Source organism: Clostridium thailandense (assembly GCF_019207025.1).
Taxonomy (GTDB): Bacteria; Bacillota; Clostridia; order Clostridiales; family Clostridiaceae; genus Clostridium_AM; species Clostridium_AM thailandense.
The window spans coordinates 46,489-65,401 of sequence record NZ_JAEEGC010000106.1; the positions used below are offsets into that span (position 1 = coordinate 46,489).

Annotated in this window: 22 protein-coding genes; all 22 read left to right on the top strand. The window is 29.7% G+C overall.

The window, feature by feature from the left end:
• Positions 1 to 19 precede the first annotated feature (19 nt).
• The 22 genes from I6U48_RS19285 (at position 20) to spoIVB (ending at position 18,728) form a co-directional block, all read left to right on the top strand.
• A complete protein-coding gene (locus I6U48_RS19285) occupies positions 20 to 1,096 on the top strand; it encodes a M24 family metallopeptidase (protein WP_218322107.1) in 1,077 nt (358 codons plus the stop codon).
• 67 nt (positions 1,097 to 1,163) lie between these two features.
• Positions 1,164 to 1,721, top strand: coding sequence for an elongation factor P (efp, locus tag I6U48_RS19290; RefSeq protein WP_218322108.1), 558 nt, complete (start codon positions 1,164 to 1,166; stop codon positions 1,719 to 1,721).
• A 41-nt stretch (positions 1,722 to 1,762) separates the two neighbouring features.
• Positions 1,763 to 2,152 (top strand): CD1247 N-terminal domain-containing protein, encoded by a 390-nt coding sequence (locus I6U48_RS19295; protein WP_218322109.1) that lies wholly within the window; start codon positions 1,763 to 1,765, stop codon positions 2,150 to 2,152.
• 199 nt (positions 2,153 to 2,351) lie between these two features.
• Positions 2,352 to 3,269, top strand: coding sequence for a stage III sporulation protein AA (spoIIIAA, locus tag I6U48_RS19300; RefSeq protein WP_218322137.1), 918 nt, complete (start codon positions 2,352 to 2,354; stop codon positions 3,267 to 3,269).
• A gap of 1 nt (position 3,270) precedes the next feature.
• Positions 3,271 to 3,789 (top strand): stage III sporulation protein SpoIIIAB, encoded by a 519-nt coding sequence (gene spoIIIAB, locus I6U48_RS19305; RefSeq protein ID WP_218322110.1) that lies wholly within the window; start codon positions 3,271 to 3,273, stop codon positions 3,787 to 3,789.
• 37 nt (positions 3,790 to 3,826) lie between these two features.
• A complete protein-coding gene (spoIIIAC, locus tag I6U48_RS19310; RefSeq protein ID WP_218322111.1) occupies positions 3,827 to 4,024 on the top strand; it encodes a stage III sporulation protein AC in 198 nt (65 codons plus the stop codon).
• Between the two features lie 90 nt (positions 4,025 to 4,114).
• A complete protein-coding gene (spoIIIAD, locus tag I6U48_RS19315) occupies positions 4,115 to 4,498 on the top strand; it encodes a stage III sporulation protein AD (protein ID WP_218322112.1) in 384 nt (127 codons plus the stop codon).
• Positions 4,499 to 4,507: 9 nt separating this feature from the next.
• Entirely contained in the window at positions 4,508 to 5,671 is a 1,164-nt protein-coding gene (gene spoIIIAE / locus I6U48_RS19320; protein WP_218322113.1) for a stage III sporulation protein AE, read from the top strand.
• 29 nt (positions 5,672 to 5,700) lie between these two features.
• Positions 5,701 to 6,291: a stage III sporulation protein AF gene (gene spoIIIAF, locus I6U48_RS19325; RefSeq protein ID WP_218322114.1), complete on the top strand. Its 591-nt coding sequence runs from the start codon at positions 5,701 to 5,703 to the stop codon at positions 6,289 to 6,291.
• Positions 6,292 to 6,338: 47 nt separating this feature from the next.
• Positions 6,339 to 6,974 (top strand): stage III sporulation protein AG, encoded by a 636-nt coding sequence (gene spoIIIAG, locus I6U48_RS19330; protein ID WP_218322115.1) that lies wholly within the window; start codon positions 6,339 to 6,341, stop codon positions 6,972 to 6,974.
• 58 nt (positions 6,975 to 7,032) lie between these two features.
• Positions 7,033 to 7,548 carry a SpoIIIAH-like family protein gene (locus I6U48_RS19335; protein WP_218322116.1) on the top strand — a complete coding sequence of 172 codons (516 nt, stop codon included), beginning with the start codon at positions 7,033 to 7,035 and terminating at the stop codon, positions 7,546 to 7,548.
• Positions 7,549 to 7,721: 173 nt separating this feature from the next.
• Entirely contained in the window at positions 7,722 to 8,114 is a 393-nt protein-coding gene (locus I6U48_RS19340; RefSeq protein ID WP_218322117.1) for an Asp23/Gls24 family envelope stress response protein, read from the top strand.
• A gap of 146 nt (positions 8,115 to 8,260) precedes the next feature.
• The gene (gene nusB, locus I6U48_RS19345) at positions 8,261 to 8,734 is read left to right on the top strand and encodes a transcription antitermination factor NusB (protein ID WP_218322118.1); all 474 of its coding nucleotides are present in this window, start codon (positions 8,261 to 8,263) and stop codon (positions 8,732 to 8,734) included.
• Between the two features lie 102 nt (positions 8,735 to 8,836).
• A complete protein-coding gene (gene xseA, locus I6U48_RS19350) occupies positions 8,837 to 10,048 on the top strand; it encodes an exodeoxyribonuclease VII large subunit (RefSeq protein ID WP_218322119.1) in 1,212 nt (403 codons plus the stop codon).
• Between the two features lie 25 nt (positions 10,049 to 10,073).
• Positions 10,074 to 10,289 (top strand): exodeoxyribonuclease VII small subunit, encoded by a 216-nt coding sequence (locus I6U48_RS19355; protein WP_218322120.1) that lies wholly within the window; start codon positions 10,074 to 10,076, stop codon positions 10,287 to 10,289.
• A 155-nt stretch (positions 10,290 to 10,444) separates the two neighbouring features.
• Complete coding sequence (locus tag I6U48_RS19360; RefSeq protein ID WP_246615459.1) at positions 10,445 to 11,326, top strand: polyprenyl synthetase family protein; 882 nt, start codon at positions 10,445 to 10,447, stop codon at positions 11,324 to 11,326.
• Positions 11,327 to 11,480: 154 nt separating this feature from the next.
• On the top strand, positions 11,481 to 13,343 hold the full coding sequence (gene dxs, locus I6U48_RS19365) for a 1-deoxy-D-xylulose-5-phosphate synthase (RefSeq protein ID WP_218322121.1): 1,863 nt from the start codon (positions 11,481 to 11,483) through the stop codon (positions 13,341 to 13,343).
• Positions 13,344 to 13,444: 101 nt separating this feature from the next.
• Positions 13,445 to 14,269 carry a TlyA family RNA methyltransferase gene (locus tag I6U48_RS19370; RefSeq protein ID WP_218322122.1) on the top strand — a complete coding sequence of 275 codons (825 nt, stop codon included), beginning with the start codon at positions 13,445 to 13,447 and terminating at the stop codon, positions 14,267 to 14,269.
• On the top strand, positions 14,266 to 15,138 hold the full coding sequence (locus I6U48_RS19375; RefSeq protein ID WP_218322123.1) for an NAD(+)/NADH kinase: 873 nt from the start codon (positions 14,266 to 14,268) through the stop codon (positions 15,136 to 15,138). The genes I6U48_RS19370 and I6U48_RS19375 overlap by 4 nt, the downstream gene beginning before the upstream one ends.
• Positions 15,116 to 15,568 (top strand): arginine repressor, encoded by a 453-nt coding sequence (locus I6U48_RS19380; protein ID WP_218322124.1) that lies wholly within the window; start codon positions 15,116 to 15,118, stop codon positions 15,566 to 15,568. The genes I6U48_RS19375 and I6U48_RS19380 overlap by 23 nt, the downstream gene beginning before the upstream one ends.
• A 14-nt stretch (positions 15,569 to 15,582) precedes the next feature.
• Positions 15,583 to 17,280, top strand: coding sequence for a DNA repair protein RecN (gene recN, locus I6U48_RS19385; RefSeq protein ID WP_218322125.1), 1,698 nt, complete (start codon positions 15,583 to 15,585; stop codon positions 17,278 to 17,280).
• 230 nt (positions 17,281 to 17,510) lie between these two features.
• Positions 17,511 to 18,728, top strand: a complete 1,218-nt coding sequence (gene spoIVB / locus I6U48_RS19390) for a SpoIVB peptidase (protein WP_218322126.1) — start codon at positions 17,511 to 17,513, stop codon at positions 18,726 to 18,728.
• Positions 18,729 to 18,913 lie beyond the last annotated feature (185 nt).

Genomic DNA, 18,913 nt, shown 5'->3' on the forward strand with positions numbered 1-18,913 from the left:
AATTTGGGGGTAATACAAAGTGTTTAGAGAAAGAATAGAAAAATTAAGGAATGCGATGAAGAATAAAGGATTAGACGCAGTTCTCTTAGTTGGGGATTACAACAGAAATTATTTAAGTGGATTTACCGGTAATGAAAGTTTTTCAGTCTTAACATTAGATAAAGCTTTTTTTATTACTGATTCAAGATTTACTGAGCAAGCAACGCAACAGGTTAAAGATTATGAGATATTGGAATACAGTAAAAACACTACTTTTGCTGATTATTTATCAGACTTAATAAATAAAAATAATATAAAAAAACTTGGATTTGAAGAAAATATACTTTCCTATAGTACATACAGTCTTTATAAAAGTAAACTTAATTGTGATTTAGTTCCTATGGAAGGTATTGTTGAAGAAATAAGAGTTATAAAGGATGAAAGTGAATTAGTATATATGAGAAAAGCAGCAGAAATTGCAGACAAAGCTTTTGATCATATGCTAAAATTTATAAAATCTGGTATGACAGAAAGAGAAGTAGGTCTTGAACTAGAATTTTATATGAAAAAGTTGGGAGCTTCGGCGCTTTCCTTTCCTTCTATAGTAGCATCTGGGGTTAGATCATCATTACCGCATGGAGAGGCTACTGATAAAATTATTAACGAAGGAGAATTCTTAACATTAGATTATGGATGCGTTTATGAGGGATACTGCTCGGATATGACAAGAACAGTGGTTATAGGGAAACCATCGGAAAAAATGGTTCAGATATATAACGTAGTACTAGAAGCTCAGGAAAAGGCCTTGAAAGGTTTTAAACCAGGAGTTTCTGCAATTGAGGTTGACAAAATAGCAAGAGATCATATAAAATTAAAAGGTTATGGAGATTATTTTGGTCACAGTTTAGGTCATGGCGTAGGTAGAGAAATTCATGAATCACCAATAATTGGATATAAAAATGATAAGGAATTAAAAGCTGGAATGGTTGTTACAGATGAACCGGGAATCTATATACCAGACTTTGGAGGAGTAAGAATAGAAGATATATTGTTAATAAAAGAAGACGGAATAGAAATATTTTCAAAGTCACCTAAAAATCTGATATGTATAGAATAGTATATATAATTACCTGTAAAAGGTCATAATATAATAAATGAAAATAAAGTTTTGGAGGGATACATAAATGATATCAGCAGGAGAAATAAGAAAAGGAACTACTTTTGAACAAGATGGACAAGTGTATACTGTAATAGAGTTTCTTCATGTTAAACCAGGTAAAGGAGCTGCTTTCGTTAGAACAAAGCTTAGAAATGTTATAACTGGAGGAGTTACAGATACAACTTTTAACCCAACAGCAAAACTTCAAGAGGCTGTTATAGAAAGAAAAGAAATGCAGTATTTATATTCAGATGGTGAATTATACTACTTCATGGATCAAGAAACTTTTGAACAAATTCCTTTGAATTATGAAAAAGTTGAAGGCGCTATAAAATTCTTAAAGGAAAATATGTTTGCTGTAATAAAATTCTTTAAAGGTGAAGCATTCTCAGTAGAAGCTCCAAACTTTGTAGAATTAATGATAACTCAAACAGACCCAGGAGTTAAAGGAAATACTGCAACAAATGTTCTAAAACCAGCTACACTCGAAACTGGAGCGGTTGTAGGAGTTCCTATATTTGTAAATGAAGGCGAAATTATAAGAGTAGACACAAGAACTGGAGAATATATGGAAAGAGTTTAAGGAATACTATTATGGCAAAATAAAGTTAAGGATGTGATTAAATGAATTCTATTATGTCAAAGGTCTCCTATCTTAGTGGGTTAGTTGATGGATTAGACGTGGATAAAAACACTAAAGAAGGGAGAATATTAACTGAGATTGTTAATGTACTTAAGGATATGGCGGTAGAAATATCAGACATATCAGAATCCCAGAAAATAGTTCAAGAATACATAGATGCCATAGATGAAGATTTAGCAGAACTTCAAGAAGATTTTTATGATGAAGATTATGAGTTTTATGAAGATGAAGACGACAACTTTATTCAAATTGAATGTGCTGCCTGTGGAGATAGTGTGTATATTGATAAAGATATAATAGCAAAGGGAGAAGAAATTACATGTCCTAATTGCCATAAAAAAATAGCAACTAAAAACTATTGCTGTGAATAAATTTTTAAATATGTATTATGAATACCACATAAATGAGAATACTCATTTATGTGGTATTTTTTTATGTATTATTAAATATAATTTTAGAGATAGAATTTACAAAGCTAATATTTTAAGTATTTAATAAATTTTAAATTTATGTGGAATAATTTAGGACTAATGAAAATAGAAATTAATATAAAGGAAGGAGATGAGAAAAATAGATACAAAAGAAATTTTAAACATTCTATCACCTAATATTAAAGATGCTCTTGGAGATTTGGCATACTCTAATGGGCTTCAGGAGATAAGGATAAGAATAGACAAGCCTTTGATCTTTGAAGTTGGCAATAGAGAAATAATCAATAAATATATACCAAAAACAGAAGAATTAAAAAGTATAATTCAAAAAATGAGCAATTATTCCATTTATGCCTTTGATGATGAATTAAAGCAAGGGTATATAACCATTAAAGGAGGACATAGAGTAGGAGTATGTGGAAAATGTGTTATAGAAAAAAATGAGGTCAAGACTATAAAAAATATAGCATCTATAAATATTAGAATATGTAGAGAAGTTAAAGGATGTTCAGATTCTGTAATGAAATTTATTTTGGAAAATAATGAAGTAATAAATACCATAATAATCTCCCCGCCAAAGTGTGGAAAGACTACCCTGATAAGAGATATAGCAAGAAATATATCAGATGGAGTGGACAAGACATTTTTTAAAGGGAAAAAGGTATGCGTAATTGACGAGAGAAGTGAGTTAGGAGCATGTTTTAATGGAGTACCCCAGCTTAATCTCGGAATCAGGACAGATATCTTAGATGGCTGTCCTAAAAGTGAAGGTATAATGATGGCTATAAGAAGTATGTCGCCAGATGTTGTTGTATGTGATGAAATAGGTACTTATAAAGACATGGAGAGTATTTTGACTGCATTGAATTGTGGTGTAAGTCTAATTACTACTATTCATGGATATTCAGTTGATGATTTATATAGCAGACCAGTATTTAGAGACATTGTTGAAAATAATGTTTTTAAAAGAGCCATTATTTTAAGCAGTAAAAATGGTGCAGGAACTATAGAGAATATATATGATTTTAGAACTAAATCAATTATATGGAGGGGGTAATATGATAAAACTTTTAGGAGCTTTATTGATTCTTGGAGCCTCCACAGGAATTGGATTTATTTACTCAAATAAGTTTAAAAAAAGGACAAGGCAGTTAATAGAACTTCAAAGGTGCATTTATCAACTACAAAATGAAATTGTTTATACCCACACCACTTTACCAGAGGCTATTGAAAGTATGGCGAGAAAAAGTATATATCCATTAAAGCAAATATTTGAAGAGGTATCACAATTATTATTCAAAAATGAAGTAGACACTGTTTATGAAGCGTTTTGCTATGTGCTAGATCAGAAAAAGGAAATGCTAAATTTAAAACCAGATGATGTTAGTGTACTTTTAGATCTTGCTAAAACATTAGGAGAGTCTGATATAGAAGGTCAAAAAAAGATGTTTTATATCACTTTAGAAAGTTTAAAAAAGTCTATAAAGGATTCAGAAATTCTGATGCACAAAAATATAAAAATGTATAGATATCTTGGATTTTCAATAGGTGCCATGATGGTTATAATACTGGTTTAAGATAACTATATCGTATGTGAAAAAGGGGGTACTTAAAATGTTAGATATTAGTTTAATATTTAAAATTGCTGGTGTAGGTATAATTGTAATAATTATAAATAAAGTATTAGAAGCTAGTGGAAAAGGAGATTATGCTGTAGTGACAAATTTAGCAGGTATACTGATAGTATTAATGATGGTAATAAATTTGGTAAATAAGCTATTTACTTCAGTAAGAACAATGTTTCAACTTTAGGGGGTTAAAGTCCCAAATAGACTTTAACGGGTAATTTTGCTAGTGAGAGCAAGCAAAACCACCCAGTGTTCAAACTGAAAGGAGGAAGCTATGGAAATAATCAAAATAGTTGCTTTTGCTTTTGTTGCTTTATTCATTGTACTGCTTTTTAAGGAACGAAGAGATGATATTGCGATATATGTAAGTATAGTTGCAGGCGTTATAATATTTTTATTTATGATAACGAAAATTACTGCAGTGCTTCAATTTCTTCAACAGCTAGCTGCTAAAGCTAATATAGACTTTATCTATTTAACTACTGTTTTTAAAATACTAGCAATTGCCTACTTAGCATCCTTTTGTGGTGAAATATGCAGAGACGCTGGACAGGGAAGTTTGGGTGCTAAGGTAGAATTTGCAGGAAAGATATTCATTTTGGTTTTGGCCATTCCTATACTCATGGCTGTGTTACAGTCAATTCTAAAGATTATGTAGGTGTTAACTATGAGAAAAATTATATTAATTTTACTGATGATTTTTGTAACCTCTACAAATGTTAAGGCATTAGAGGCAAACAATATTCCAATAAATAGTCAGGACAAAATTGAAACAGAGCAAATAGAAAGATTTTATGACTATATATCAAATATGAAAACTAAATATGAATTGTTGAAAGATTTAGATGTAAAAACTTATGTACAGGGTTTTATTAAAAGTGGAGATGGAAAGGTATCTACAAAGAAGATTGTTAATGCTTTAGGGTTATATATAGTTAAAGAAGTCGCTGCGTCATTAAAATTACTAGCATTGTTAGTTGTAATAGCTCTTATATGTTCTCTGCTTACTAACTTGCAGAAAGCTTTTAGTGGAGAAGGATTATCGAACATAGCTTATTTTGCTTGTTATTCATTGCTCATTATAATAATGGCTAGAAGTTTTTATATAGGAGTTGATACTGCAAGGTCAACAATGAAAGATATGACGGATTTTATGACGGCCATTATTCCAATTCTTATAATGCTTATAGCAAGTGTGGGAGGATTTGTTGAAGCGGCACTTATGGATCCAGTTATTATAGGAGCAATAACGATAAGTGGAAAAATATTCATGGATATAATAATACCAATAATATGTATGACTTTTGTATTGCAGTTTGTTAACAATATGTCTGAGGAGTATAAAATCGATAAACTAACAAAGCTTTTAAATCAGGTAGCCATGTGGGGACAAGGAATAGTAATTACAATATTTATAGGAATAATTACAATAAGAGGAATTTCATCTAAAACTATTGATGAAGTTACGGCTAAAACAGCTAAGTTTGCAGTGGACAACTTTGTTCCTATAGTTGGTAAGAGTCTTTCAGATGCTATATCTACAGTAGCAGGTTACTCAATTTTACTTAAAAATGCATTAAGCAGTTTGGGGCTTGTAGTACTTATTGCTATAGTGTTGTTTCCTATAATTAAATTGCTTATTATGTCACTTTTATACAAGCTTACAGCAGCTTTGATAGAACCTATTAGTGACAGTAGGCTAGTAAATTGTATAAGTTCAGCTGGTGATTCCTTAGTTCTTGTAACAGCTTGTCTTATAAGCGTATCAGTTATGTTTTTTATAATGGTTGCTATAATTGCTTCAGCTGGAAAAGTAATGATTGGAGGATAAAAAAAACATATGAAGGAAGGTGATAAACTTTGTTACAGGCTTTAAGAGAATGGCTTATAGGCATTTGTACTACTATATTTTTTATAACAGCTGTAGAGATTATTCTACCGGATAATAGTTTGAAAAAATATGCAAAGTTTGTATTAGGATTAATTCTTATTACTATATTCATCAATCCATTAATAAAAATTTTTGATAGAAAGTTTGATATAAACACATATACAAGCAATGCTATAAAATCTTTTGATATGAAAAAGACGGAAGAGGATTTTCAAAAATATAAAGAAAAGAATATAAACAATACTTTGGAAGTGTTTAAACTTAACCTTCAGAGTAGCTGTGAAAAAAAGTTAAAAGAAAAGTATCCTGAAAGTAATTATAAGGTACAGGTAGATGCAGCTTATGATAATAAAAATGACAATATTTTCATAAAGGATATGAAGGTTGGAGTAAAGGATGGAAATATAGAAAAAATTAAAAAAATAACAATAGGCTCCGATAGTAAAACAGTTGATAATTCAGCAAATGAGCTTAACACTGAAAGAGGTCAGAATATTAAAAAATACTTAGGTGATGAACTTAATATTTCAAAAGATGTAATACAAGTGTATAAGATGTAAGCTTGATTAACTAGTGTTTAATTAAAAGATAAAAAGGAGAGAATCATATGGATTTTAAAAAATTTATTGAAAAACTAAATAAAGGTAGTGAAAAAAACTCTTCAGATAAGAAAAATGTAGCTAACTTGCTTATAGTGCTTTTAGTAGGAGTTCTAATGATTTTAACTGTCAGCTTTTTTAAAACATCAAACACCATGGGTAGTCAAGTTTTAGGAAATGGGGATAATAAAAACTCAAATAAATCAAGCAAGGGCGATCAACAAGTGAGTGATGACAAAACTTCACAAGAATATGAAACTACAATTCAACAAAAGTTAAAGGACACTTTAGAGAAAATTGATGGAGTTGGTAAAACTGAAGTTATGGTTAGTTTTGAAAGTGGAGAAGAGCAGATACCTGCAGTAAACATAAATGATTCAACTAGTAACACAGAAGAAAAAGATACCGAGGGAGGAACAAGAAACACTACTCAAAAAAACAATGGTAGCACTGTTGTTATAACTAATGAAGGTGATACGTCTAAGCCACTTATAGTCAAAACATATAAACCAAAAGTTTCGGGAGTTTGTGTTGTAGCTGAAGGAGCCGGTAACAAAGTTACTGAACTTAGAATTACAAAAGCTGTAACAGATTTATTCAATATACCAGAAAATAAAGTTAATGTTTATCCTATGAAAAAATAGTATATAAATTCTTTTTAAAGCATATAATTTGTTAGAAAGGTTGATAGGGGGAATAAAAATGAATAAAAAGCAAGGTATAATTATTGCAACACTTTTAGTTCTTATTGTCTGTGCAGGAGTGCTAGCTACAAAGTTGAATAACCCATTATATGTAAATGGAGATGATAGTGGTAGTGGAAAGAGCAGTGCAGTATCTTTTAACAACAGTAGCCAGAAAAACAACAAAACATCATCATTCTTCGAAGAAACTAGATTAGATAGAGATCAGAAAAACGCTCAAACTTTACAAACATTAAAGAATTTTATCGACGATAAAAATGTATCTAAGGAGAATAGGGATGAAGCATCTAAGAAGTACACTGATTTGGCAATGAATACAAATTATGAATCAAAGATTGAAACTACTTTGAAGAGCAAGGGCTATGAAGATGTAATTTGCTCCATAGAAGATAGCAAGGCAAGGGTTATAGTAAAAGGAAAAGACAAGCTTACTGATAAAGATACAAGAGAAATAAAGAATGTAGTAGTTGGAATAGCAAAGATTCAAGACGTTGAAATAGAAGTTAAACAATAAAATAGTTAACATATTTTAAAGTAAATTTAGCCTGAAAGCTTAGATATAGATTTAAGTGTACAGGCTAAATTTATTTATGTTTTGTAATGTTTAATTTGTAAAAGACAAAGCTATTTGGTATAATATACGTAAAGTTATTCTTGACTGATATCAAATACCTAGGAGGTACGAAGATGGAAGAAAATGTTAAAAATGAAATTGACATGGGTATCGTAAAAATATCTGATGAAGTAGTAGGTGTAATTGCAGGACTCGCAACCACAGAAATAAAAGGAATAGTTGGGATGAGCGCAAGTCTTGTAGGCGGCATAACTCAGATATTAGGTGGAAAAAAGAATTTGTCAAAGGGTGTTAAAGTTACAGTCGGAGAAAACAGTGCTGCTATCGATTTATATGTAGTTGTAGAATATGGAATAAGAATTCCAGATGTAGCATTAGAAGTTCAGGACAATGTAAGAAAAGCTGTTGAGTCTATGACAGGACTTGAGGTTTCAGCGGTAAATGTACATGTACAGAATGTTATGATTCCTAAGGTAATAGATGTTGAAGATGATATGGAAGAATAGTACACATACCCTCTGTGTTTAGAGGGTTTTTTTATGTTTACACTTAAAATGTGTACTTGAACTACTGTAGTACATTAAGTATAATTATATCTAAAATGACAATAATTATTTGTAGAAGAATGTTTAGCCAAATTTAGGAGGAAAATATGAATAGAAGAAAATCAAGAGAAATTGCTATGAAACTATTATTTCAGATGACTATAAATAAGGAAGATTTTAAAGATGTTATTGCAAATTTAAAGGAGAATATCGAGGTTGAGAATGCAAAATTTGATGCTGCTGAATTATCAAATGAAAAAGAAAATGATCCTGAAAGCATTGATCTAGAAGATGTTGATATGGCATATATTATAAGGGTGCTTAAGGGTGTTCAAGAATATGGAGATGCTATAGATAAAGAGATAGAAAAAAATCTTAGAAACTGGAAGCTTAACAGGATATCAAGAATAGATATATCTATACTGAGAATATGTACATATGAATTTTTATATGAAGAAGATATTCCGAAAAATGTATCTATAAATGAGGCTATAGAACTTGCTAAAAAGTATTCAGCAGATAAGTCTGCATCTTTTATTAATGGTGTTCTTGGAAATATGTTAAGGGAAGCTAATGAATAAAATAATCTTCTTTTAACTATTTTTTAATGTAATTTACTTTAAATAATTTAAATTGCGACTATTCAAACCTATAAAATTTAAAGATTCAAGAAGGTATTAATTATGTATATAAAAACCTTAACAGTATCTGCACTGAATAATTATATAAAAAAGGTAATAGATAATGACTTTATATTATCAAATTCTAGTGTAAAAGGGGAAATATCTAATTTTAAACTTCATAGTAGTGGACATATGTATTTCTCACTTAAAGATGAAATGTGTAAGATGAACTGTATAATGTTTAGAAGTGCTGCGAAAAATTTAACCTTTATTCCGGAAAATGGAATGAAGGTTGTGATTAAAGGAAGAGTTTCCGTTTACGAGAAAGAAGGAACTTATCAGTTTTATTGTGATACTATTGAACCAGATGGAATAGGGGAGTTATATTTAGCTTTTGAAAAACTGAAAAATAAATTACAAAATCAAGGATTATTTGATGAAGAATATAAAAAGCCTATACCAAGGTATGCTAAAAAAGTCGGAATAATAACCTCTCCGACTGGGGCAGCGATTAGAGACATAATAAATGTTACAAGACGAAGAAATAAAAGCATGGAACTTCTAATATATCCTGCATTAGTTCAGGGAGTTAACGCTAGTAAAGATATAATAAAAGGAATAGAAACTTTAAATGATATAGAAGATGTAGACCTAATAATATTGGCTAGAGGTGGAGGTTCTATAGAAGAACTTTGGTCTTTTAATGATGAAGATTTGGCCTATTCTGTATTTAAGTCAAAAAAACCAATAATTACTGGAGTTGGGCATGAAATTGACTATACAATTGTGGATTTTGTTAGTGATAGAAGAGCCCCAACTCCGTCATCAGCAGCAGAACTTGCCGTTTTTAATTTAGAAGAAGTACAAAATAAAATTTTATCTTATAAGAGCATTTTGAATACTGATATTCAAATGAATTTAAATAATAGAAAAAGTAAACTGGAATTATTAAAGAAAAATATAAATTCTCTTAATCCATCAATATATATTGTAAATGAATATAATAATATTGATCGAATGAAGGAATTAATAAAAATAAAAATAAATACTAAGCTAAATAAAGAAAAAGAGACTTTGGGAAAAATAAATGCATTACTTTCTGCTCATAATCCACTAAATATCTTAAATAAAGGTTATTCTATAGTGGAAGATGAAAATAAAAATTTAGTTAGCACAATTCTAAGACTTAAAGAATTAGAAAAAGTAAAAGTTATATTAAAAGATGGCAGTGCTTTTTTAAATTTTACCATTGAAGGAGAGAATAAATCCTAGATTGTGGCATTAAAGGAGTGAGTCTATGCCTAGAAGAAGTGAATCCTATGAAACTATGATGGAAAAGCTTGAGGATATAGTAAACAAAATGGATAGCAAAGAACTATCTCTGGATGAAAGCTTAAAAAAGTATGAAGAGGGGATAAAACTTTGTAATAAATTATATAAAGTTCTAAATGAAGCAGAAGGAAAAATAAAGCTGCTTACTGAAAGTGGAGAAAAAGATTTTCAAGAAGAGTAGGCAGGGTTTTATAAAGAGACCATGCCTTTTTATTTAAGCAGATATCCCAAATCTGTGATTTGGAGATAGTCGCTTACTCATCTGACGTAAGGAAGAGGAGTTAAATATAAGCCATATTATTAATACTAGAGCGAATGGAGATGTATGATGTGGGTATGAAGGATGAGATTACTATTGAAAAATTGAAAAAGGAGATAGAAAGCTGGATCTCAGAATATTTTAAAGGAAAAGGTTCCTATAATAAAAGAGTTTATGAAGCTATAATTTATAGTTTAGATGCAGGTGGAAAAAGAATTAGACCATTATTATTTTTATTAACATATATGTTGAAGAATGATGATTATAAGTCTGTTCTTCCAATAGCAGCTGCAATAGAGATGATTCATACTTATTCCTTAATTCATGATGACTTGCCTTGTATGGATAATGATGATTTAAGAAGAGGTAAGCCTACGAATCATAAAGTCTTCGGCGAAGCAATTGCAGTTTTAGCAGGGGACGGATTACTAAATGAGGCAATGAATATTATGTTTAAATATTGTATTGACAGTGATAAAAATTCTATAAGAGCCTGCAGTGTGATTTCAGAGAGTGCTGGAGTAGAGGGAATGGTTGGAGGCCAAACAGTAGATATATTGAGCGAAAATAAAAAAATTCTAATAGACCAATTATATTATATGCATAGTAAAAAGACAGGAGCGTTAATAAATGCATCTATAGTTGCTGGTGCAATACTTGGAAATGCTTCGGAAAGTGACATGAATAATCTAGATTATTATGGACAAAAATTAGGTCTAGCTTTTCAGATAAAGGATGATATATTAGACATAGTGGGAGATACAAAAGTTTTAGGTAAAAAGGCCAAGAGCGATTTGGATAATCATAAAACCACATTTATAACTACATATGGGTTAAATAAATGTATGGAGATGTGTAATTCATTAACTGGTGAATGTATAGAAGTGTTAGATAAAGTTAAGGGGGATACTTCTAAATTAAAAGAATTAACTTTATTTTTACTTAATAGAGAAAAATAAAATTGTACAGGTATTTTCCTATTATCTAATATGCTACTAAAAAAAGTTAATATATTTAGTAGCTTTTCTTATATTAGTTTTTATTATTAAGGAAAGTAATGATATACTGTTTAGGGTAAATAAAATAATATATTTTTAAAAAGGATAGATGAAAATGTCTAATTTATTGGAAAATTATAAAGATATTAACGATATAAAAACCATGTCATTAGAGCAGCAAAGAAGGCTTGCATTAGAAATAAGAAGGTTTTTAATAGATAAAGTTTCAAAGACAGGAGGACATTTGTCTTCAAATTTGGGAGTAGTAGAGTTAACACTCAGCATATTTAAGGTATTTAACCTGAATAAAGATAAACTTGTATGGGATGTGGGACATCAGGCTTATGTGCACAAAATACTTACAGGAAGAAAAGATAAATTTGATACTTTAAGGCAATTTGGAGGAATAAGTGGATTTCCTAAACGAAGTGAAAGTATATATGATTTCTTTGAAACTGGACACAGCAGCACATCAATTTCGGCTGCTCTTGGAATGGCAAGAGCAAGAGATTTAAGAAATGAAAATTATGATGTTGTTGCAGTAATAGGAGATGGAGCATTAACTGGTGGTATGGCTCTTGAAGCTTTGAATGATGTGGGGTATAGAAAAACTAAGTTGATAATTATTTTAAATGATAACCAGATGTCTATAGGAAAGAATGTAGGAGGAGTATCCAGATACTTAAGTAAATTGAGGATGGACCCTAAATACAATAAGTTAAAAAAAGAGGTTGAAAATGCTTTGAAAAAGATACCTAATATAGGTAATGGTATGGCTAGGTATCTTGATAAGCTAAAAAAGGGAATAAAGCAGATGATAGTTCCAGGGATGTTTTTTGAAGATATGGGCATAAAATATTTAGGTCCTATTGACGGACATGATATGAAAAATTTAACGGAGGTTTTGTCTAAAGCAAAAGACATAAAAGGACCAGTTATTATACATGTTATAACGAAAAAAGGAAAAGGTTATCAATTTGCTGAGAATAATCCGGGTAAATTTCATGGCATAGGACCTTTTCATTGTGATAGCGGAGAGCTATGCTTTACTTCCTGTGATTCATATTCGAAAGCTTTTGGTGAAGAAATGGTGGAACTTGCATCTAAAAATAAAAATATTGTAGCAGTAACAGCGGCAATGAGAGATGGAACTGGTCTTAAAATGTTTTCGGAAAGGTTTCCAGATAGATTCTTTGATGTTGGAATTGCAGAACAGCATGCTGTAACTTTATCCGCTGGTATGGCAAAAGAAGGATTAAAACCAGTATTTGCCGTATATTCTACATTTTTACAAAGAGCCTATGATCAAATTTTACATGATGTTTGCATCCAGAAGTTACCTATTATTATTGCTATTGACAGAGCTGGTATAGTAGGAGATGATGGGGAAACACATCAAGGTGTATTTGACTTATCATATTTGACACATATGCCTAATATGACTGTTATGTCTCCTAAAAATATACCTGAACTTAGGTATATGCTTAAATGGGCAATTAACCAAAATTGCCCTATAGCTTTGAGATATCCAAGAGGAGGCGATAATTGTAGTATATTGATGGAACCTTTGAAAGATTTTAAATTTGGAATATGGGAAAGAATATATGATAAAGGAGATATTGCCTTGATTGCTCAGGGTAAAATGGTTCAACACGCAATGGCAGTAAGAGAAAAGCTATTAGCTTCAGGAGTGGAGATAAGAGTTATAAATGCATGTTTTATAAAACCTATTGACAAGGAATTGATTAAAGACTTAGTAGATAAAGATGTTAAAATTGTTACTATTGAAGATAATATGGTACATGGAGGATTAGGTACCAGTGTGCTTGAGTATGTAAATATTTTAAACAAAAAGATAAAGGTTTTAAATTTAGGGTTTAAGGATGAATTTATCCCTCATGGAAAAACTGATATATTATATAAATTATATGAATTAGATGTTGATGGAATCATAAAAAATATACTGAAAATAGTATGATGAAGAGTATTTTAATGATAAAATAGAGTAAAAAACATATTATTAATTAAAATTTGAAGTTAAAATGAATAACTATGATATAATTTAAAAAGGAGTTTGTTATGTCAGATATTAAAGAAAGACTAGATGTATTATTGGTGGAAAAAGGAATTTTTCAATCTAGAGAAAGAGCAAAAGCTAGTATAATGGCTGGTGAAATATTTGTTGATGGTCAAAGAGTAGATAAGTGTGGCGAAAAAGTAAAAAAAAGTTCTAGCATTGAATTTAAAGGGGAACAATTACCTTTTGTAAGCCGTGGAGGACTAAAATTACAAAAAGCTGTCAAAAATTTCAATATAGATTTAAATGAAAAAATTTGTCTTGATATTGGAGCATCAACAGGAGGATTTACAGATTGTATGCTTCAAAATAGCGCAAAAAAAGTCTATTCTATAGATGTAGGATATGGTCAATTTGCGTGGAAGCTTAGAATTGATCCAAGAGTAGTATGTATGGAAAGAACTAATATACGATATGTAAATATAGATGATATTGGAGAGTATAGTGATTTTGCAAGCATAGACGTTTCGTTTATATCACTTAAAAAAGTAGTGCCTGCTGTTTTAAACTTACTCAATGACAATGGTCGTATTATGGCACTTATAAAACCTCAATTTGAAGCTGGAAGGGAAAAAGTAGGGAAAAAAGGTGTTGTAAGAGAGAAATCAACTCATGAAGAAGTAGTATCAAATATTATTAATTTTATTACTGAGTGTAATTGTGAGATAATTGGATTAGATTATTCACCTATAAAAGGTCCTGAAGGAAATATAGAGTATTTAGTTTATTTTACAAAGGAAAGAGATTCTTATGAAAAGTTTAGTTATGATGAGATAACAAGAGTAGTAGATTTAGCACACAGCGGGCTTAATAGGGAGGCGCTATGAGGACTATAGGAATTAATGTAAATACAGCAAAGAATAACAATAAAGAGATGTTAGATTATATTGTGAAAACTATTCAGAATGAAGAATCAAATATAGATATTAAGATATATAAAGATGGTAATGGACTTACTTCAAGCGAAGGTGCTGGCTTGGAGGCTATTATTGTACTGGGTGGAGATGGAACTATATTAAGTACTACAAAACATGTTTATAAAAATACCGTGCCTATTTTAGGTATAAATATTGGACACTTAGGATTTTTAACGCAGGTAGAAAATTTAGATGTAGAGATCGCGATTAGAAATTTATTACAAAGGAAATATGATATTGAAGAAAGAGATATGATTCAATGTAGTTATAAATGTAATGGTGAGACTAAGGTGTCTCATGGATTAAATGATATAGTAATGCATAAAGGTATTAGAGCAAGAATACAGAAGTACGAAGTATTTGTAAATGATAAGCTATATAACACTTTTAATGCAGATGGAGTTCTTGTATGTACTGCGACAGGATCTACTGCTTATAATCTATCTGCTGGTGGGCCAATAATACATCCAGAACTTGATATATTGGCTTTAACTCCAATGTATGCGCAGTCGCTTGCTGCTAGGACAATCGTTTTAAGTGGGAAAAATGATATTTCTGTAAATGTAAAGGGAAATATTGATAATATATTTTTATCAGTAGATGGACAGGATTGGATTAAAACTGATAATGCAACGAAGATAGATATATGTAAATCTCATTACAAGTGCAGGCTTATAAGATTCGGAGAAAATGATTATTTTAGTACCTTACGAAAAAAGATTATTTATAAAGCAAAGGAATGTGAAGGTGAACAATATGAAGGTAACAAGACATGCTAAAATATTAGAAATAATAAATTCAAAGGATATAGAAACACAAGAAGAACTCGCAGAAGAACTTAGAAATAGTGGAATGAATGTTACACAAGCAACTGTCTCTAGAGACATAAAAGAACTAAAGCTTATAAAAGTATTAGCCGATAGTGGAAAATATAAGTATGCAACTATACTTCATACTGAAAGTTTTCTATCAAATAAGCTTGTAAATATATTTGCTCAAACAGTAGTAGGTATTGAACATGTTAATAATTTTATAATTGTAAAAACATTATCAGGATCAGCATCTGCAGCTGCAGAAGCTATAGATTCTTTGAATTTTGAAGGAATAGCAGGAACTATTGCTGGTGATAATACAATTTTTATAATGGTTAGAGATGAAGCACAAGCACAAGTCATAATTCAAAGAATGAAAAAAATGATTTCACAATAGGAGGCTCTTATTATATGCTTCTCCAATTAAATATAAGAAATTTTGCATTAATAGAAAGTTTGACTATTTCCTTTGAAAAAGGTTTTAATGTACTTTCAGGTGAAACAGGAGCTGGTAAATCAATACTTATTGATGCCATAAATTATGTATTAGGAAGCAAGTTTAGTAAGGATTTAATTAGGACTGGAGAAAATAAGACTTTTGTTGAGGCCATATTTTCTTTAGAAAACTCAAGGACAATTGAAATTTTAAAAGAACAAGACATTGAATGTGATGATTTAGTTATAATAAGTAGAGAAACTTTCCAATCTGGTAAAAGTATAGCTAAAGTTAATGGAAAATCAATTTTAGTATCTGTACTTAAGATAATAAGTAGTACACTGCTTGATATCCATGGACAACATGAGAATCAAAATTTATTGTCCAGTGAAAATCATATTCATTATTTAGATTATTATGGAGAAGAAATCTTAAAAGTTTTGTTAGATACGTATCGAGAAAAATATTATAGACTAAGTGACATTGAAAATAAGATTTGCGATCTTTTGGGAAAAGATGGAGAAAAAGAAAAACTTATTGATTTCTTTAAATATCAAATAGATGAAATAAGTTCTGCAAACTTAAAAGAAAACGAAGAGCAGGATTTGGAAGAAAAGTATAAAATACTTTCCAATGCTGAAAAGATAAATAACACATTGAATAGCTGTTATAAACATCTTCATTCTGGAGATGAAAATGTTTTATCAATATATGATGGATTAGCAACTGTTATAAGAGAAATATCAGCTTTAGAAGAGGCTTTTCCTAGGGTTAAGGAAATAAAAAGTTCTTTAGAAGAGGCATACTATAATATAGAAGGTAGTATAGATCAGATTAGAAGTATAAAAGAAAATGTGTATTATGATGAAAAAGAACTGGAATATATAAATAGCAGGATATTTCAAATTAATTCTTACAAAAAAAAGTATGGTAAGACTATAAAAAATATTCTTGAATATAGGGACAAAATAAAACTTCAATATGAAGAAATGATAAATAGTAATCAAATAGTGGAAAAACTAAAAAAAGAAAAATTTAAATTAATAGAAGAATTGAGAATCGAAGGAGAAAAAATTCACGAAGAAAGATGTAGGATTGCTGAAAAATTAGAAGTCAAAATTAAAAATGAATTAAACTTTGTAGGACTTGAAAAAAGTATATTTAAAGTAGGTGTAGATTTAGAGGATAAATTTACTTTAAATGGTTTAGATAAAGTTCAGTTTTGTATATCTACGAATCCTGGAGAACCTTTAAAGTCTTTGGAAAAGGTAGTGTCAGGAGGAGAGTTATCTAGAATAATGTTAGCATTAAAAACAGTATTTGTAGATAAGGATCAAATTCCATCTGTAATATTTGATGAAATAGATACAGGAATAAGTGGAAGAATAGCTCAGTGTGTAGCAGAGAAAATGTATACTATATCTAAAAATCATCAGGTATTTTGTGTCACACATTTACCACAAATTGCATGTATATCAGATATGCATTATTGGGTATCAAAAGAGGTCAAAGATAACAAGACCTATACAAAAGTAAGAAAGATGGACGAAAAGGAAAAAGAATATGAAATAGCAAGGATGATAGGTGGTTCTGAGGTTACAAAGTTAACATTAGAACATGCAAAGGAACTTATAGAGTTAGCAAATTCAAAAAAAAATGGAATTAAGGTATAAGGTTAAAAAAAGATTGCAAATTTTGCAGTCTTTTTTTATTTTTATCGTTCATAAAATTGTATTCTTTTGGAAAAAATAAGATTAAGTTGTTTTAAAATTTAATTTTTAAGCAAAAAATTAGTTTTAAAAACAAAGTATTAACTTTAATTGAAAGTATATAGTAGCATAATAAAAATATTAAAAGGGCAACTTAAAAATATAAAAATGCCAAAGAAACAGGAGGTAAAAGCATGTTTAAAAAATTAAGCAAAATATTGTGCTGTATGTTAATTCCTATCCTGTTGATTACAGTGGTTGCTTATTTTAAAATTCAAAATATACCTACAACAATATTTGTAAGGGAAGGTGAATGTGTAAAATCTAGTTCTTTAGTTAGAGTATGTGAAAAAATAGATAATATAAAAACAATTAGCAATGTTTCAAAAGATAAAAAAGCAAGTATAAACTTTTTAGGAGTTTTCCCTGTAAAGTCTGTTTCTATACAGTCTGTAAGCAATGATATAGTTTTATATCCTGGAGGACAGCCAGTAGGAGTAAAGTTAAGCACAAAAGGAGTTCTTGTTGTAGCTTTATCAGACATAAAAACTGAAAATGGAAAAGTACCGAGTCCTGCAGCGGTGGCAGGAATACAAATAGGAGATAATATAGTTAAAATTAACAATAACTACATTGAAAATGCAGAACAAACACAAAGCCAGATAAATAGTGGAAAAGAAAAAGAATTAAAAATAACCATTGAAAGAAAAGGAAAACAATTTGATAAGATAGTAAAGCCTGTTAAAAGTTCAGATGATAAAAACTATAAGATAGGATTATGGATAAGAGATTCTACTGCAGGTGTTGGAACATTAACTTTTTATGATGATAAAAATAAAATGTTTGCAGCATTAGGTCATCCCATAACAGATATTGATACTGGAACGATTTTAAATATAAACTCTGGAGAAATAGTATCATCATCAATAATATCAGTTAAAAAAGGATTAAAAGGGAATCCGGGAGAGTTAAAGGGGATATTTGTAAATGAAGATACAGTATTAGGAAATATAAAGAAAAATACCGAATGTGGTGTCTTTGGAAAAAGCAACACAAAATTAATAAATAAATACAACAAACCTATGAAAGTTGCACTAAGAAATGAAATAAAAGAAGGTCCAGCAAAAATATTAACAACAATTAATGGAGAAGAGCCTAAGTATTATGATATACAAATAGAAAAATTATTATCTCAGGATACTCCAGGTCCTAAAAGCATGGTCATAAAAGTTACAGATTCTGTACTTTTAGAAAAAACAGGTGGAATAGTTCAAGGAATGAGTGGCAGCCCTATTATACAAGATAATAAGATAATAGGCGCAGTAACTCATGTGCTTATAAATAGACCAGATGTCGGATATGGTATATATATTGAATGGATGCTTAAAGATGCTAATATATTAACTAAATAAAAATATGTAATAAATGTAATAATAATGCAAAAAAATATTTAGTATTAGAATAATGCTAGAATATATGATAAAATAAATATAATAAGTAATATAATGAAAGATAGTATATTAATTATGCTATCTTTTCAATTTGTAATTAATAAAAATTTTGATTAGCAAGAAGGAATTAAAATTCTTTTGTCGAA

What these genes read in the sequence shown, in the direction of transcription:
- nusB (WP_218322118.1), top strand. Translation starts at nt 8,261, where the DNA reads ATGAATAGAAGAAAATCAAGAGAAATTGCTATGAAACTATTATTTCAG.
- spoIIIAE (WP_218322113.1), top strand. Translation starts at nt 4,508, where the DNA reads ATGAGAAAAATTATATTAATTTTACTGATGATTTTTGTAACCTCTACA.
- I6U48_RS19375 (WP_218322123.1), top strand. Translation starts at nt 14,266, where the DNA reads ATGAGGACTATAGGAATTAATGTAAATACAGCAAAGAATAACAATAAA.
- recN (WP_218322125.1), top strand. Translation starts at nt 15,583, where the DNA reads ATGCTTCTCCAATTAAATATAAGAAATTTTGCATTAATAGAAAGTTTG.
- I6U48_RS19295 (WP_218322109.1), top strand. Translation starts at nt 1,763, where the DNA reads ATGAATTCTATTATGTCAAAGGTCTCCTATCTTAGTGGGTTAGTTGAT.
- I6U48_RS19370 (WP_218322122.1), top strand. Translation starts at nt 13,445, where the DNA reads ATGTCAGATATTAAAGAAAGACTAGATGTATTATTGGTGGAAAAAGGA.
- I6U48_RS19340 (WP_218322117.1), top strand. Translation starts at nt 7,722, where the DNA reads ATGGAAGAAAATGTTAAAAATGAAATTGACATGGGTATCGTAAAAATA.
- I6U48_RS19380 (WP_218322124.1), top strand. Translation starts at nt 15,116, where the DNA reads ATGAAGGTAACAAGACATGCTAAAATATTAGAAATAATAAATTCAAAG.
- I6U48_RS19335 (WP_218322116.1), top strand. Translation starts at nt 7,033, where the DNA reads ATGAATAAAAAGCAAGGTATAATTATTGCAACACTTTTAGTTCTTATT.
- spoIIIAB (WP_218322110.1), top strand. Translation starts at nt 3,271, where the DNA reads ATGATAAAACTTTTAGGAGCTTTATTGATTCTTGGAGCCTCCACAGGA.
- spoIVB (WP_218322126.1), top strand. Translation starts at nt 17,511, where the DNA reads ATGTTTAAAAAATTAAGCAAAATATTGTGCTGTATGTTAATTCCTATC.
- spoIIIAG (WP_218322115.1), top strand. Translation starts at nt 6,339, where the DNA reads ATGGATTTTAAAAAATTTATTGAAAAACTAAATAAAGGTAGTGAAAAA.
- spoIIIAC (WP_218322111.1), top strand. Translation starts at nt 3,827, where the DNA reads ATGTTAGATATTAGTTTAATATTTAAAATTGCTGGTGTAGGTATAATT.
- efp (WP_218322108.1), top strand. Translation starts at nt 1,164, where the DNA reads ATGATATCAGCAGGAGAAATAAGAAAAGGAACTACTTTTGAACAAGAT.
- xseA (WP_218322119.1), top strand. Translation starts at nt 8,837, where the DNA reads ATGTATATAAAAACCTTAACAGTATCTGCACTGAATAATTATATAAAA.
- dxs (WP_218322121.1), top strand. Translation starts at nt 11,481, where the DNA reads ATGTCTAATTTATTGGAAAATTATAAAGATATTAACGATATAAAAACC.
- I6U48_RS19355 (WP_218322120.1), top strand. Translation starts at nt 10,074, where the DNA reads ATGCCTAGAAGAAGTGAATCCTATGAAACTATGATGGAAAAGCTTGAG.
- I6U48_RS19360 (WP_246615459.1), top strand. Translation starts at nt 10,445, where the DNA reads ATGAAGGATGAGATTACTATTGAAAAATTGAAAAAGGAGATAGAAAGC.
- spoIIIAD (WP_218322112.1), top strand. Translation starts at nt 4,115, where the DNA reads ATGGAAATAATCAAAATAGTTGCTTTTGCTTTTGTTGCTTTATTCATT.